The sequence below is a fragment of the Pedobacter sp. WC2423 genome (assembly GCF_040822065.1).
In the GTDB taxonomy this organism is placed as follows: Bacteria; Bacteroidota; Bacteroidia; order Sphingobacteriales; family Sphingobacteriaceae; genus Pedobacter.
Map to the genome: position 1 here is coordinate 170,114 of NZ_CP162005.1, position 16,935 is coordinate 187,048.

At 33.0% G+C, this 16,935-nt stretch carries 9 protein-coding genes; all 9 read left to right on the forward strand.

Annotation, left to right across the window (positions count from 1 at the left end; translation table 11 throughout):
* The first annotated feature begins 1 nt into the window (after window position 1).
* The 9 genes from AB3G38_RS00740 (at window position 2) to AB3G38_RS00780 (ending at window position 16,686) form a co-directional block, all read left to right on the forward strand.
* Entirely contained in the window at window positions 2-1,495 is a 1,494-nt protein-coding gene (locus AB3G38_RS00740; protein WP_367866580.1) for a DNA methyltransferase, read from the forward strand.
* Entirely contained in the window at window positions 1,492-2,949 is a 1,458-nt protein-coding gene (locus AB3G38_RS00745; RefSeq protein WP_367866581.1) for an N-6 DNA methylase, read from the forward strand. The genes AB3G38_RS00740 and AB3G38_RS00745 overlap by 4 nt, the downstream gene beginning before the upstream one ends.
* Window positions 2,949-4,220, forward strand: a complete 1,272-nt coding sequence (locus AB3G38_RS00750; protein WP_367866582.1) for a restriction endonuclease subunit S — start codon at window positions 2,949-2,951, stop codon at window positions 4,218-4,220. The genes AB3G38_RS00745 and AB3G38_RS00750 overlap by 1 nt, the downstream gene beginning before the upstream one ends.
* 10 nt (window positions 4,221-4,230) lie before the next feature.
* On the forward strand, window positions 4,231-6,270 hold the full coding sequence (locus AB3G38_RS00755; protein WP_367866583.1) for a hypothetical protein: 2,040 nt from the start codon (window positions 4,231-4,233) through the stop codon (window positions 6,268-6,270).
* 30 nt (window positions 6,271-6,300) lie between these two features.
* On the forward strand, window positions 6,301-10,917 hold the full coding sequence (locus AB3G38_RS00760) for a hypothetical protein (RefSeq protein WP_367866584.1): 4,617 nt from the start codon (window positions 6,301-6,303) through the stop codon (window positions 10,915-10,917).
* Window positions 10,914-12,602 (forward strand): AAA domain-containing protein, encoded by a 1,689-nt coding sequence (locus AB3G38_RS00765; RefSeq protein WP_367866585.1) that lies wholly within the window; start codon window positions 10,914-10,916, stop codon window positions 12,600-12,602. The genes AB3G38_RS00760 and AB3G38_RS00765 overlap by 4 nt, the downstream gene beginning before the upstream one ends.
* Window positions 12,603-12,604: 2 nt before the next feature.
* On the forward strand, window positions 12,605-15,571 hold the full coding sequence (locus AB3G38_RS00770; protein WP_367866586.1) for a type I restriction endonuclease subunit R: 2,967 nt from the start codon (window positions 12,605-12,607) through the stop codon (window positions 15,569-15,571).
* A gap of 477 nt (window positions 15,572-16,048) precedes the next feature.
* Window positions 16,049-16,312, forward strand: a complete 264-nt coding sequence (locus tag AB3G38_RS00775; protein ID WP_367866587.1) for a hypothetical protein — start codon at window positions 16,049-16,051, stop codon at window positions 16,310-16,312.
* A gap of 59 nt (window positions 16,313-16,371) precedes the next feature.
* A complete protein-coding gene (locus tag AB3G38_RS00780) occupies window positions 16,372-16,686 on the forward strand; it encodes a hypothetical protein (RefSeq protein ID WP_367866588.1) in 315 nt (104 codons plus the stop codon).
* Window positions 16,687-16,935: the final 249 nt, after the last annotated feature.

Sequence of the window (16,935 nt, forward strand, 5' to 3'; positions counted from 1 at the left end):
GATGACTTTATCAGATAGTCTTATCGGGGATACTTTAATTAATGCCGATTGTTTAAGTGTTCTTGAAAGACTTAGCGATAAAACGGTTGATTTAGTATACCTAGATCCACCATGGAATATAGGTAACGATTTTACTTATTATTCTAATCCGTCTAATAGTTATGAAGAATTTATTTTTGAAGTTTTACAGCATGCAAAACGAATTCTTAAAGATGATGGCAATGTGGTTTTCCATTCATTACCATCCTTGAATATTAATTTTCACAATCTAATCTCTCCAATTTTTGGAAGTGAAAACTTTAGAGCGGAATTTATCCTACCTATTAAGAATATCAACTTTGGAAATAAAACGTTCAAACATACTCATGAGACCATAGTTAATTATGTGTTATCAGATAAGTCAAAATTTAATCACCTTGTTGAAAAAAGTAAAAAAGAAATAGAAAAAGTTTTTCAATTAAAGGACAACAAAGGCAGATTTAGACTTCAACCAATTATTATAAATGGAGATTCACCTAGTTTAAACTTTGAATGGAATGGTTTTGAACTTCCAAATAATAAAATTTGGAGATATTCTAAAAGTAAATTGGACGAACTAAACAAAATGGGTAAGCTTTTTTATGAAGGTGATATGAAATATCCAACACTTAAAGTTTATTCTGATGAATATTCATTACAAAATGTTGAAACAGTATGGCATGATATACCTGCTTATGAATTAAAAAGAGATTATGCAGGACAGCAAAATGAAAAACTACTTAATCGTATTATAAATCTCTTTTCAAACGAAGGGGATTTAGTTATTGATCCTTTTTCTGGAACAGGTACTTCTGGAGTTTCTTCAATTAATTTAGGTAGGAAATGGTTTGGAATTGAGAAGAGCAAAATTGGTTATGATATTGCCTTTAATAGAATTGCAAAATTAGGTGTTATAAGTTTGACCGAATTAGACATTGTAAAGTATCCAATAATTTTCAATGACTACAACTCTATTAATGAAAGTGAAGCTGATATTTTATCAAAACGGATAAAAAAAGGTGAGAATTCTAGATTAGAGTTTAAAGAAATGTATTTATTCAATCACTATACAGGCAAAAAAGATGCTGAAATGCCGAATAAAATTATGCAAGAGGTATCTGCTTTTCTCAATTCAAAATTTGGAGGTACAATATTAATAGGGGTTAGTGACAAAGGTAATATTGTTGGGATCGATAAAGACTTTGAACACGTTAATCCTCAAAAACAAAACATAGATGGTTTTGAATTATCACTTACAAATAAAATTAAAGACACTTTAGGTAGTAACATAATAGATGCGGTGTCTTTGAGTTTTGTAACGATAGAAGAAAAAATTATTGCTAAAATAGATGTAAGCCCAACTATTATGCATGTTTTTTATGAAAATGATTTTTACGTTCGAAATGGTACTAGTTCAGTGAAATTGAAGGTCAAAGAATATCATGACCTAATGCAAGAAAGAAAATTTATATTATGACCCAACAACAATTAGAAAAATACCTATGGGGCGCCGCTAAAGTTTTACGCGGTACCATTGATGCGGGAGATTATAAACAATACATTTTTCCTCTGCTGTTTTTTAAAAGGATATGCGACGTATACGATGAAGAGTTTGAAAAAGCGTTAGCAGAAAGTGGTGGAGATATAGAATACGCTGCTTTTGCAGAGCACCATCATTTTATTGTGCCGCAACAGGCACATTGGAATACAGTAAGGGAGACCACCACCAATTTGGGTATGGCCATACAAAACTCGATGCGTAAAATTGAAAAGGCCAACCCTGACACGCTTTACGGTATTTTTGGTGATGCGAGTTGGACCAATAAAGACAGGCTTTCTGATGCTACGCTCATTAATTTGATTGAACATTTCTCACAGCATAAACTCAATTTAAGTACAGTTGCAGATGATAAATTGGGTAACGCATATGAGTATTTGATTAAAGAATTTGCTGACGATAGTGGGCATACAGCAGCAGAGTTCTATACTAACCGTACGGTAGTGAAATTGATGACGATGATTATGGACCCGCAACCTGGCGAAAGCGTGTATGACCCTACCTGCGGCTCTGGTGGTTTGTTATTAAACTGCGCCTTGCATTTGCGTGATGAAGGCAAAGAATACCGCACTTTGAAATTATACGGACAGGAAATTAACCTCATAACCTCGGCCATTGCACGTATGAATATGTTTATGCATGGCATTGAAGAATTTAGCATTGTACGTGGCGATACTTTAGCACAACCTGCTTTTTTAGCGAACGACACGCTTAAAAAGTTCAATGTAATTTTAGCCAATCCGCCTTATTCTATCAAAGCTTGGGATCGTAAAGGGTTTGAAAATGATCCTTACGGCAGAAACATTTGGGGTACACCGCCACAAGGTTGTGCTGATTATGCGTTTCAGCAACACATCCACAAAAGCTTAGATGATAAGAATGGCCGCTATGCAATACTTTGGCCTCACGGGATTTTATTTCGGGATATGGAAGCAGAAATGAGAAGAAAAATGATTTCCGAAGACCAGATTGAAGCTGTAATTGGCCTAGGTGCAAATCTATTTTACAATTCACCAATGGAAGCTATGATTTTGGTTGGAAACACAAATAAACCTAAAGATAGAAAAGGAAGAATCCTGTTTGTGAACGGTAAGCATGATGTTATTGATAATAAGGGCTTAGCATACCTAACAAAAGAGCATATTGATAAACTTTATTCTGCTTTCAAGGAATTTAAAGAAATACCTCACTATGCGAATGTTGCTACCATTGAAGAAATTTTAGAGTTTAATGGAAATATGAACATCAATTTTTATGTTAAGGTTGATAAAGGAGAAAATGAAATCTCTTTTAATGATGCTTATGGCAATTGGACTACTTATAGCAAAAAATTTAATGACTCTATGAATAACCTTTTTGAAGTATTGAAATAATGAAAGATATATTTTACAATATAGATGGGGAATTTCAACTTGACAAAGCTAAGTGGACTAAAGTAAAATTTGGAACAGTAGCTATTCAACAAAAGAAATCAGTTGATAGAGAAAAAACGGATTTGACTTTCTATGTTAAAGGAGAACATATGGGTTCTCAAGATTTACATCTGCGTGAATGGGGAGAATTGAAGGATGAGTACCTAGGGCCAGCATTTATAAGGTATTTTGAAAAAGACGATATACTTTATGGTTCAAGAAGAACTTATTTAAGAAAAGTTGTTATAGCCCCATTTGAAGGTATTACATCAAATACAACATTAGTAATAAAGGCAAATGAAAAAATTATCGATAAGCTTTTTTTACCTTTTGTAATGATGTCAGAAGGTTTTACAGACCATTCAATAAAAAACTCAAAAGGTTCTGTTAATCCATACATAAATTGGAAAGACCTTGCAAACTACGAATTCCTTCTGCCACCCAAGGAAGAACAACGCCGTTTGGCAGAATTACTTTGGACATTAGATGAAGTAATTGAAAAGGAGAAATTCTTGAAAAGGCAGGCTAATATGCAGTATGAAGTTGCAAAAAGTAGATTAGTATTAGAAGGTTTTAAAAATGAAACCACATTCAATAACTTAATTAAACGTGAAGTAGCGAATGGATGGAAGGTTACTACAGTTGGCAAGTTATTGTCTGAAAAGTACATTATGAAAATTCAAGATGGCAACCATGGCGAGCTTCATCCAAAATCGTCAGATTATGTTCCTATTGGAATACCATTCATAATGGCCAATACTTTAGTAGATGGAATCATTGATTTAGAGAAATCTATGAGGCTTCCAGAAGATATTACAAATAAATTGAGAATTGGATTTTCTTATTCAGGAGATGTATTGTTAAGCCATAAGGGAACAGTAGGTCAAGTTGCCATGATCCCTGATAAAATTGAATATCCATATTTGATGCTCACTCCTCAAGTAACTTTCTATAGAACAAACCCTGAAAAACTATTAAACAAGTTTTTATATTACGTCTTTAATGCTAAATATTTCCAAAATCAAATTACAAGATTAAGCTCACAATCAACAAGAGCTTATGTTGGCATCACCTCTCAAAGAGATTTTAAATTAGCAATTCCCAATTCAATTGACGAACAGATTGAAATTGTAAACATTTTGAGCTTAATAGAAAATAATCGAAAAGATATAGATCAAAAAATCTTCACTTCCCAATCCCTTCAAAAAAGTCTCATCAACCAAATATTTTAATTAATAAATCATGGCCTCAAAAGTATCAACCGAAAGAATTGGCATAGACCTTAAAGGAAGGGTAAGCCGTTTAAAATTGGCAGAGCGTAATATGTTACTTCCAGTTTTTGAGGCTATAATTAATTCAATTCACGCTATTGAAGATACCAAAGTACCTAATGGTGAGATTGAAATTATAGTTCATCGAAGTCCTCAAACTACTTTTGAAACTGAAAATGACGGCAGAAAGGTGTTGGCAGAGATTATTGGTTTTACAATAATCGACAATGGTATAGGCTTTACAAATGAGAACTATGAATCATTTAAAAGAGAGTATTCAACCTACAAAGCTGATCGTGGTGGTTTGGGTGTGGGTCGTTTTATGTGGCTCAAAGCTTTTAATGATGTTAAGATTGAAAGTGAGTTTTACAATGACAAAATTCCTTCAAATCGAACTTTTTTCTTTAACCTGCATACAACAGAGGGAATTGCAAAACATGAGGTTATACCTTTAGAAAAAATTAACGGCCGAAAAACGGTTGTGCATTTGATAGGTTATAGAGAACCTTATAAATCTAAATGCCCCAAGAAACTGAGTACTATTGCAGATCGAATAATAGAACACTGTTTAATTTATTTCTTAAGTACCCATTGCCCAAAAATTGTTTTAAAAGACCAAGAAGAAGCCATTACGTTAAATGATTATTTTGGCAAATTAACTTTAGGACACACTTTTAAAGATACTTTTAAAGTCGCGTCCTTTTCGTTTGACATCACGCTCTTAAAATGGTTTGAGCACGAGCAATTTACTAATCATAAAATCTCTTTGTGTGCGAATAATCGAGAAGTTGATTATTTTAATGTTAGTAAGGTTTTTCCAGATATACATTCAAAAATTGAGGATGAAGGGACTGGTAAACAATACTTTATTGTATGTTATGTGGAGGGAACCTATTTTGATACCAACATTAATGACGAGAGAACAGAGATTAGATTTAGCAAAAATGGGATTTTTGATAGTGATTTAATTGCAGAAAGTGATTTGTTTTTGGCACTACAACCCATTGTTAAAAAATACTTTGAAGCGGAAATAGAAGAATTTAAAGCAAGAAAAAATGGACGCATTTCAACTTTTATAGCAGAATCTGCTCCACAATATAGAATTTTAAATAAATACATTCCTTCGTTTGACGATATTGTGGTGACGGAACATACCTCGGATCAAGAGTTAGATTTAAAATTATACAAGAAGCTTCAAGAACTTGAATACGATTTTAGAAAAGAGACAGTTGACATACTTAGAGATGTTGAAGGGGAAGATGCTAATACCTTGAAAGAAAAGTACTCTAAATTATTTGAAGAGCTTTCTGATATCAATAAATCTAAGTTGGCTCAGTATGTGGTACACCGTAAATACATATTAGAACTTTTCGAAAAATCTTTGGCACTCAATTTACAAGGTAAATACGAATTAGAAGATACTGTTCATAGCATAATTTACCCAACCAAAACGGATTCTAATCAAATAGACTTTAATAACCAAAATCTGTGGATAATTGATGAACGTTTAAGTTTCCATAATTTTTTATCCTCAGACAAGCCTTTAAAAAGTATCGCGGATTTTCAAAGCGATAGTTTAGACCGCCCTGACCTAATGATATTCAATAATCCTATTTCATACGTTGAAGGAGACGAAGCGCCATTCAATTCAGTTGTGTTGGTTGAGTTTAAACGACCAATGCGTAAAGGATATGATGAAATTGATGACAATCCAATCGTTCAACTTTATGATTATGTAAGGGAGATTCGCAAAGGCAAAAAGTTAACTAATGATGGTAGAACTTACGATATTGGAGAACACACAAGATTTTACTGTTATTTAGTTTGCGACCGAACCGAAAAAATTGACCAATATGCCGAGAATGCACAGCTTGAAAAGTCTTTTGATGGGCTAGGCTGGTTTGGGTACAATAAAAGTTTGAAATGTACAATTGATGTAATGCCTTTTAATCAGGTTTTGTCAAATGCTAAGAAAAGAAACAAGGTGTTATTTCATAAACTTGGTATGTAATTATTTGATAAAATCCCAATCATAAATATTATGCTCTCACAACAAGAAGCCTTAAATAAACTCAAAAAATCCTGGCAAATTGAAGAAATGCAATTTCTAGGAGTATTAGATAGACCTAAAAATGAAGATGGCAGTCTCAAAAAAATTGGTTTTTTTAAATTAAAACTAAACGACAGAGCATTAAAATACCCTTTGATCGAGGGGTATAAATACCATAATTTGGTAAGTGTCTTTATTCCAGACGCTAGAACACTAGTAAACGGTAAAACATACTATATAAAAGTTCGCATTGCAGGTGATGATGATAGGACTAAATTTAACAACCCGTTTTTATTAGCATTCGAAGAGATATTTGAAATAGAGCAAACTACCGATGTCTTGAGTCCTAAAGACTTTATAGCAAATTGGTTTGGCAAAAAAGGTGAAAATCCTGGAGATGCAGCTTCTATTGCTGCTCAATTGCGATTAAATCAACTGGAACTTTATACACAAACCAAACGATTTGTATTTGAATTGATTCAAAATGCAGATGATATGCCATTGAATAATAGAGGAGTTGAGATAGATATCCGATTATTACAAAATTATTTTTTGTTTCAGCATACGGGCCAATATTTTACTAGAGAAAATGTTAAGGCAATTTGTGACGCTGCACAAAGCACTAAGCGTAATGATGAAACCAAAACCGGATATAAGGGAATAGGTTTTAAATCTGTATTTTCTGATAGTGAAAAGGTATTTATCTATTCTCAAGATTACAGCTTTAAATTCGACAAAAGTGCTGATGTGTATGGTGATTTCCGAGGACTGTATAAACCATACTGGAATAAATTGAATACTGACGCTCAAAGAAATTTCTTTTTAGATTTTGAGGGACATGAAGACAAATATACAAATATTGATAATATCCCTTGGCAGATTAAACCAATTTGGGTGGACATTGCCGAATATCCAGAAGAAGTAGCTCCATTCATCAATAAAAATAAAAACGTAAATATTTCCCTTGCCGTTGGTGAGGCAAAGATCCGAGAAAAGAATTATAATGGGATGATAGCAAGTCTGGTGGACGATCCGACATTTTTATTATTTCTTCGAAATACCAAAAGCATACGGTACATAGATCCAAGCAAAAAAGAGATATCAATAAGGGTTATAAAAGAGGATGATCAAACTAAGGTGTATACAAATGACGAATTACAGTTTGTTTATGCCTCATTTCAAAATGATATTGAAATAAACAATGATGCTTTTGCTGACGCTGGTTTTGATTTAGAACATGTTGAGGTTGAAGAAAACAAATTTGTATTCAAGAACAAAAACGGAAAGATCTTAGAAAATATCCCAGAAAAACTTGGTAAACTCAGTGAAACTATAATATCTTTTGCTGTTAAAATAGAGAATGATAAAATCTTGCCAATCAGAGAGTCAGAATCAATTTTGTATAACTATTTGCCAACTTCAGACGATAAGTATAGGTTCCCATTTATTGTAAATGCAGATTTTGTTTCCAAAACAGATAGGGAAGGCATACTTGCTGAGAATGTATGGAATCATTATCTATTCTATCACATTGGTTATTCACTTATACGGTGGGTAAATAAAATATCGGAAAAGGGTTTATGGTCCACTTATCTAAAAATACTTCCGAAAACGTACCTTGATGAGGACAATCAAGAACGTAGTGTTATCAATGCTGCATTTAATAGAGGCTTAAAAAAGGGGATTGATGAGATTAAATTTGTTATTGACTCTGGCGGCAAAAAACGATTGGCTAATGAGGTCGTTTATGATAAGTCTGGTTTAGCAAATATTATTGGATCGATAACTTATCTTGAATTTATAAATAGTGAAAAGCACCTTACAAACAATTCAATCGAGGAACTTGATTTAAAAATTCATTACTTAGAGATTGAAGTAATAGGTAAGAAGAAGATAAAGGCTTTTTTTGATGATAACGATTCTATTAAGGTTTTAAACTCTAAAATAACATCGTTTAAAAAGGACAAATATCAGGAATTTTTAGGTTGGCTTAATTCATCTGAATTAAGTTATGATGACCTTAGCAAGGTAAAATTTATTGCTTTCGGGAGTGAGCACTTTTCGTTAGAAGATGTCTACGGAAATAATAGTTTATTCCTATTTGATGATGCTCTAAAGTCTATAAATCATTTAATAAAAAATAACGGTGGTAAAATTTCTGCGATTAACCTTTCTTCATTTCAAGAGCTTTATGAAATAGTAGTGGGAGATGAAGCCTCATATTATCATCAAATGAACGGTTTCTATCTTAAAATAGTTTCTTTTTTCGAATCAAAAATATCTACTCTTAGTGCACAAGACAAATATTTGATTTTGGAAGTTTTAAGGTCTATTGGAGGAATAGATGTCAAAACAGTTACAAAACTCCCTTGGTACAAAAACGCATTAGGTGAATTGAAGTCATTACCTGAATTATATAATAACGAAGGTTTTGTTTATTCTTCAAAATACAATGATTTCTTTTTGCATCACACAGAAATCAAAAACCTTTCTAAAATTTATCTTGATCAATTGAATTCACTAGTTGACCTTTTAGATGATGAGGATTTTTATTTAGCATATACTGAAGGTGAAATTTATGACTCTCAACATGAAGACATTAGGCTTCTTGAAATTTTCTTAAAATTAGCAGAAGAAGACGCCAATATCTATCAATCTTTAGCCAAGAAAATTACTTGGAATGGTACTATTATAGATGGAGACTTATATTTAGACCAAGTAACTATCAAGTTTACGAATAGTGAGGATGAGCAAATAGAAGAAGAATTCCGCTTAGTAGAACTAGTTTCTAATTTAACCATAAGCAATAAATCTCTAGATGAATTATTATCTAATTTGAATGGTTTAAGAGTCGAGAATAGGGAATTATTTAGAAGTGACATTTTTAAACTTAAAGAATTTAAAAAAGTAGATATAATAAAAACTATCCAATCAAAAAAAGACATTTCCATTAGCTACAGACAATTTTTCTATTTAGCAATAGATGCGTGGTTTGACAATAAAACCACACTCAATCTTGGAAGTGCAAATTTTGGCTTTATTGACCACTTCACTGTTGCATTATTGGATTATATATTTGATAATAAAGTTGACTGCGATAAATTTGAATATATCCAAAATGAAAAAAATCATTCTTTTTTGCCGAAAAATAAGTTCGTAATTTTTGACAATGATTTACTGCACGAGAATGAAATTGTGGCGAAGGTGTATGAAAGTTGGATTGGCGATGATAAATTGAAATGCCAAATTTTTATAGAGGCTGGTTGTTTTGATGAAAGTAACTTGCATTACCAATTTAGGAAAGCATTAAGTTTAAATAACATTTCAGTATGCTTAGAGCTATTATCTAAACTGGAAAAAAATGAAAAACTCTTTGAGCACACCTCAATTTACATCCAAAAGTTTGGTGAGCAAATTTACGATAACAACGAGCAAACTGAATTGATTATTGGCTTTTATAATCTACTAACAACATTGAATAGTGTTACGTTATCTAATCTAAAATACCCTTTTTTAAATCCAAAAGATAAAAAAATCAGTTTCCATCCTTTGGCTACCATGAAATCTTGTTATAAGTATAATATAGATGAATGGATGGGGTATGAAGAAGAAATAATAAGCCTTATAGAAGAAGAGCAATCTCATATAATTCACAAAGAATCATTACTTCCTTCTAAGTTTCAAAATCAAGTATTTGACGTCAAAATATCTTCAATTGTAAATAAAGATTTGTTAGATCAACATAGTGAATTGTTTTCAGCTCCATATTACGAAAATTGGAATCAGAAGGAACATTTTCCAATTAATATCTACTCAGGAAGCTATATTCCTTACACCTTGTCATTTTGTGATTTGATACTCGATGATAATGTAGATCAAGGTAAATTGATTTATCCAGAAGGTAATAGTTTTTACGTAAGTAAGAAATTAGAAGCTGAATTGCCTTTTTGCCTATCTGATATGGATATGCAAGCCTGGCGTAGCCTTACTGAAGCCAAATTCTACTATCAACCAAACAACCCTCCAAAAAAAGAAAAATCTGAATTAACTGATAAAGAAATTGAGGATTTCAAGCGTCTTTTTGGTAAAGAATATTCTAAATCGGATAAAGAAGCAGCTTGGTTATTGGTTGCGTTTAAATCTTTGTCATATTACGAATCAAATGGTTACAACATTTCTGGATATAATGAAACTCTGCATAAAAAATTCTTTGAGTTCACTAAAGACGGCCAAAAACTAAATGTTTATCCTAGGTCAGCTAAAGGAGATTTGTTATATATAACTATCCAGGCTTGGGAGCAACTAGATAACGATGGTGTAGAATTATTTGTGTTGAAGAAAAATAATATTCATCAAATAATTAGGTCAAAAGAAGAACTACTAATTGACGGAGATAAACTTCTTTTTAGCATGAATATATTAGATCCAAACAAAAAAATATCAGCGGTAAATAATCTATTTAATAAAGAATCGATTAATGAATTGAAATATGATTTCAATTCTGAAATGATATTAATAGTTCGTATGAATAATACACCTGAGTTTAAGTCCTTGTTTGAAGGCTTTGGTAACGAAAATAAAGATTTATATAGCTTTGGAAATGTATGATTCCTAAACCCGATCAATTAAAGTTTTACGAGTGGCAACTTTACGAGCTGAGTTTACAATGGGAACAATATTTAGGTTCCAAAATGAGGGTTTTGTTGGAGGAAAGAAAGTGTTTTCTCGGGAAACTCCATGGGATTGACAAAGTTAGAGGCAATGTTCTTATTAAATTCCCGAAGAACAGAGGACCAAGATTGGATATGCAATATTGCCTTTATCTGCCAAAGGATTTAAATAGCTTGAACGGAACTTTTTCTGATTTTGCAAAAGAGGCCTATAGTACCAGTGATCATAATGTCTCAACTTTGTACTATATGGACAATGATTGTGAAAGTGTTTTTGTAGGTATTGGGAACATTCCTATAGCTATTTTTGATTTTTTTGTAAGTAAGGCTTCTTCTAATCGCGAAATTACCATTGTGTTGGGAGAACCGGAGCCTCCATATGCGTATCTGCAAAATCTTTTAGAATTTACAAAAAACAACGGTGATAAAATTAATCCCGTTGACAATGGCTCATTTAGATATTCTTCTTTTGGAGTAGATAAGGTGTCAAATGTAATAACAGCATTAGAAAATCAAGAAACCATCATTATTCAAGGCCCACCAGGGACTGGAAAATCAACCGTTACAGCAGATTTGATAAGTAAATTTGGCAGGAATAAAAAAGTATGTGTCGCTGCGCTAGCCAATAAAGCATTAATAGAAATAGCACAAAAAGATGGCTTGAAAAACCCTAACTTAAATGTTTTTAAGACTAATTTAACTGTTTCTGAGAAAAACGAATTGACCTATTTAGAAGCCTATGATGACTCTAAGGTAACTGATGATTTTGTTTTGTTGACAACTTATTTTAAACTTTCTAACAAAATAAAAGAGCTAACAGAACCGATCTATTATTTTGACTTACTCATAATCGAAGAAGCTTCACAAGCATTTTACACAACTATTTTAGCGTTTAAGTATCTTGCTCAAAGAATAATTATCATAGGGGATCCTAAGCAATTAAATCCAATAGTTTTAAATTCAAGTAATGCCAACAAAATAAGTAAAAAAATCTACCTTCTCATTAATGGCATGAATAGTATAATGGGTGAAGAAAATGTTGTGAATTACCTTTTAAAGGAAAGTTTTAGACTTAACACCTACAATACAACTCTTACAAACTTTTTTTATGAAGGTAAATTAGTTTCAAAAAATCAAACTCAACCATCTATTAAGATAGGTTCAGCATTTCAGAGCTATTTTAACAAAGAAAAAACTACTCAAATTTTACTGGAAGATTCACTGTCTACATTGGATGATTTGCTTAGATATTCATCTAAACTAAATAATATTCTTCATGATATACATCAAAATAATACTGATCTTAAAATATGTGTGCTAGTTCCATTTCGTAAAGATGTTGTTCTACTTCATGAAGCACTTTCGGCTGTAACGAAGAACGTTCCTAACCATGTTACTGTGGAGACGATAGATAGGGTACAAGGTCTAACAGTGGATATTTGTTTCTTAATCTTGCGCCTAGATGGGCCTGCAAATTTCATCTTTGATAGTAATCGGTTCAATGTTGCCACAAGCCGAAGTAAGCATTATAATTTAATTGTTACCGATAAAAAATTCAAAGTTTTTAATACTTTGCTTCCAATAGAAGTAAAAAATTACATCAATTACTTAACCATAGTTTAATAATGGCTTTCAACGAACTCAATAGTGTAGAATATTACATCATCAGTCAGCTCTCAGGAGTTAACTTGAATACTACACAATTTCAAGAACCCAAGGTAAGCTATGGTTTACAGTGGCAGTATAAATCTGCAGCCGACTTACATCGCTCTGTAAACGAGGTTTTATTAGAGATGGAATTAAAAGAGGCTTTAATTCGTTTAAATCCAGAGATTCATGCCAAGCCAGAGCTTGCTGATGAAGTAATTTACAAACTAAGGGCAATTTTAATCTCAGTTAATCATACCGGCTTGGTAAAAGCAAATGAAGAATTTTTTAAATGGCTAGGCGGGGATAAAACAATGCCTTTCGGAGAAAATAATCGACATGTACCCATCAGAATTTTCGACTTCGAAAACCTAAATCAAAATACATATATCGTTACCAACCAGTTTCGCATTCATCATCGCGAAACAAAAATACCTGATATTGTACTATGTATCAATGGAATCCCAGTTGTGGTTGGTGAGGCAAAGACACCCATACGCCCAAGTGTAAGTTGGTTAGATGGTGCTTACGAAATTCACGAGGTGTACGAAAACTCAGTTCCTCAATTGTTTGTGCCAAACATACTATCTTTTGCAACAGAAGGTAAAACGTTGTATTACGGAGGTATCCGCTGCCCTTTAGATTTTTGGGCGCCTTGGCGCTTAGAAGATGAAGATGATGCTTTGGCTCGTAGGTTAGGATTGGGAGAAATAGGTAAAGAGATGGGTGATTTATTACATCCAGCTCGTTTGTTAGATATTTTACAAAATTTCTCTTTGTTTACCACTAACAATAAGAAACAACGTAGCAAGGTAATCCCTCGGTTTCAACAATACGAAGGTGCTAACAAAATTGTTGATCGCGTAAAAGAAGGACGTGTTAAAAAAGGCTTAATCTGGCATTTCCAAGGCTCTGGTAAGTCCTTATTAATGGTTTTTGCTGCACAAAAGCTAAGGAGGGCTGCCGAATTAAAGAGCCCAACCGTTATTGTACTCGTAGATCGCACAGATTTAGATACCCAAATTTCAGGCACCTTTAATGCGTCAGACATTCCTAATGTTGAAGCCACAGAAAGCATTAAAGATTTACAAAGAATGTTGGAGCAAGATACTCGGAAAATCATCATCTCGATGATACACAAGTTTCGGGATGCAAAACCCAACATGAATACCCGTGATAACATCATCGTGCTGGTTGATGAAGCCCATCGTACACAAGAGGGAGATTTGGGACGTCAAATGCGAGCCGCCTTACCCAATGCATTTTTATTTGGTTTAACAGGGACGCCTGTAAACAAAGCAGATAAAAACACTTTTTGGGCTTTTGGTTCCGATGAAGATGAAGGCGGCTATTTATCCCGTTATACTTTTCAAGATTCTATTCGTGACGGGGCTACTCTTCCTCTTCATTTTGAACCTCGTTTAATTGATGTTCATGTAGATAAGGAAACCATAGATCAGCTTTTTGGTGAATTTAAGGAAGAAGCTGCATTAACGGATGAAGAAGCAGATGCATTGAACAAAAAATCTGCGAAGATGGCTGCCTTTTTAAAATCACCAGAAAGAATAGCAAAAATAGTGAACGATATTGCTACGCATTTTAAGGATAAAGTTGCACCACATGGTTTTAAAGCTATGATTGTAACGCCAGACCGATTTGCATGTACACTTTATAAAGAAGAGTTAGATAAATATTTCTCTTCAGAAGTTAGTAAAATAGTGATTTCTACTACTGCAAATGATACTTTGGAGTTTAAAGAAAAATGGGGAATAAATAAATCACAGCAAGAAAGGATAGTGGATGAGTATAATGATCCACTTTCTGATTTACAATTTTTAATTGTTACTGCTAAACTATTAACAGGTTTTGATGCACCAATTTTGCAAACGATGTACTTAGATAAGTCGATCAAAGACCATACACTATTGCAGGCAATTTGCAGAACCAATCGTTTATTTCCCAATAAAACCTATGGTAGGATTGTCGACTATTTTGGAGTATTTGATGATGCTGCTAAAGCGTTGGAGTTTGATGAGACATCAGTTAAGCAAATTATCACCAATTTATCTGAACTAAGGGCACAGTTGCCACAAGCAGTAAAAAATACGTTAATACACTTTGATGGGGTAGATAGAACAAAGCAAGGCTTTGAAGGATTGGAAGATGCACAAAACGCTATTAAAACAGTCGAGAAAAAAGACGCTTTTGCTGCAGATTATAAATTCTTAAGTAAACTATGGGAATCACTTTCTCCTGATAATATTTTGGGGCTTTACCAAGCAGATTACAAATGGCTATCTCAAGTATATGAGTCGGTACGTCCAGCTTCAGATAATATTGGCAAATTATTATGGATGACCTTAGGGGCACAAACCACTAAATTGATTCATGATAATATACACGTAGGTGATATACATAATTTAGATGAGTTTATTTTAGATGCTGATGTAATTGAGGATATTTTCAATAACCCAGATCCTAAGAACGCTAAGAAACTAGAAAAATTACTGGTTAACAGATTCAAGAAACATACAGGCGATCCAAAGTTTAGAAAACTTAGTGAGCTATTAGAAGAACTGAGAGACAGGGCAGAAAAAGGATTGATAACTTCGATTGAGTTTGTAAAGGAACTTTGTAAAATAGCGAAAGAAACTGTTCAAGCAGAAAAAGATTTAGCAGACGCTTACCAAGAAAAATCCCCAAAAGCCGCATTAACAGAATTGTTTGTTGAATTAAAAACAGAACAAACACCTGCCGTTGTAGAACGTATTGTAGCTGATATTGATGCTATTGTTAGGGTGGTTAGTTTTCCTGGTTGGCAAAAAACAACTTCAGGAGAAAGAGAAGTACAGAAATCACTTAGGCAAGCATTATTAAAATATCAATTGCACAAAGACCAAATTTTATTTGATAGGGCTTATAGTTATATAAAAGAATATTATTGAAAATTAACAATCATCATATAACGAGGATTTGGCTTTAACATTAGAAAGCAAAAAGACGAAATTCAGTCTAGATAATTTCCAATATTTGGAAGTCAAGCTTAATCTCAATGAAAAGCAAATTAGGAGAGTTTTTAACGACTTGAAAATTTTAAACCTATAGCAGAAGAGCGTTTACAACGTTTGTTTCTTTATGAAAAATATAAAGAGTGGTACAAAATTTTATTGTAAGAAAGATATCGAGCTTATTTAAAAATAAGTGATTTTTTAAATTCTGTACCGAATTTGTACCTTAAGTACCCTAACTATTTATCAATCAGTATAACTTTACTTTTTGTATCGGTAAATAAGCTTGCTTGTTTAATTGTTACAGTACTATTTCTTTTTGATTAACGCCTTTGTAGGGTAAAATCAATATAAGATGATTTTAGTTTTTGTTATAAATTTTGTATTTTTACTTAACAATTAGAGGTTAGAAATATGTCGGATTTTGAGCTTGAAACTAAGCATGAAAAATATCTTCTTACCATAAAGAATCTCAGAGCTAAAAACTTCAGCAATGATCTTCCATTTCTTATTCTTTCGGAAAAACTTCCAGAAGGGCAGGTATATAAGGAATTCGCTGACGGTCGTATTGAAATTCAGGAAATAGCATCTGCTGGTAAGAAATTTCGTACCCGTGTTATAAAGGTTCTTAAAGGATTGCAGGCTGACAACGTCCGCAAAGCTTATGGATTACTCTAAGCCAACACTTCTAGTTATCTGGTCCAAAAGGTGCTGGTAAGTCGACACACATTCAAACTATGTTACCCGATGCTTTTGAAGGGATATTTTCCTTTGATAGGGATAATACTAGGGTGGCTTTTGAATCAGAATTAGAATCACAAGGTCTTTCAGAAACTATAGTAGTTGCTGGTGCTACCCGTATGATGGAAGAAAAGCTTTTTGAAGAAATGAAAAAAGCTATAGTGGTGAAAGAGCATTTTGTTCTGGAAACACCATTATCTCATCCTGATTATTGGAGATATATCGATATGTTTGAAACTGCTGGATATCAGGTTCAGCTTAATTATCTTTGTTTAGATAAAGTAGGGGATTGTATTGGTCGGGTTGAGTAAAGAGTTCTTGAAGGTGGGCATGTTGTTAGACCAGATACCATTAAAGAAGTCTTTAATGATAACCTTTTGCATATTAATACACAGTACCAAACATTTCAAAGGCTAGAGCTGTATGATGGAATGTTAGTGCCAACCTTACTTTGTAGCTTAGAAGATAATATCATTGAGTACGTTTCTCCAAAAGCGCTAAAGAAGACCTGGATCAAAAAAGGGCTGCCATTATTATATACTCGACTTAAATCTTTTTCA

Bases quoted from the DNA above. Each gene is read 5' to 3' on its own strand.
- AB3G38_RS00740 (WP_367866580.1), top strand. From the start codon at position 2: ATGACTTTATCAGATAGTCTTATCGGGGATACTTTAATTAATGCCGAT.
- AB3G38_RS00745 (WP_367866581.1), top strand. From the start codon at position 1,492: ATGACCCAACAACAATTAGAAAAATACCTATGGGGCGCCGCTAAAGTT.
- AB3G38_RS00750 (WP_367866582.1), top strand. From the start codon at position 2,949: ATGAAAGATATATTTTACAATATAGATGGGGAATTTCAACTTGACAAA.
- AB3G38_RS00755 (WP_367866583.1), top strand. From the start codon at position 4,231: ATGGCCTCAAAAGTATCAACCGAAAGAATTGGCATAGACCTTAAAGGA.
- AB3G38_RS00760 (WP_367866584.1), top strand. From the start codon at position 6,301: ATGCTCTCACAACAAGAAGCCTTAAATAAACTCAAAAAATCCTGGCAA.
- AB3G38_RS00765 (WP_367866585.1), top strand. From the start codon at position 10,914: ATGATTCCTAAACCCGATCAATTAAAGTTTTACGAGTGGCAACTTTAC.
- AB3G38_RS00770 (WP_367866586.1), top strand. From the start codon at position 12,605: ATGGCTTTCAACGAACTCAATAGTGTAGAATATTACATCATCAGTCAG.
- AB3G38_RS00775 (WP_367866587.1), top strand. From the start codon at position 16,049: ATGTCGGATTTTGAGCTTGAAACTAAGCATGAAAAATATCTTCTTACC.
- AB3G38_RS00780 (WP_367866588.1), top strand. From the start codon at position 16,372: ATGTTACCCGATGCTTTTGAAGGGATATTTTCCTTTGATAGGGATAAT.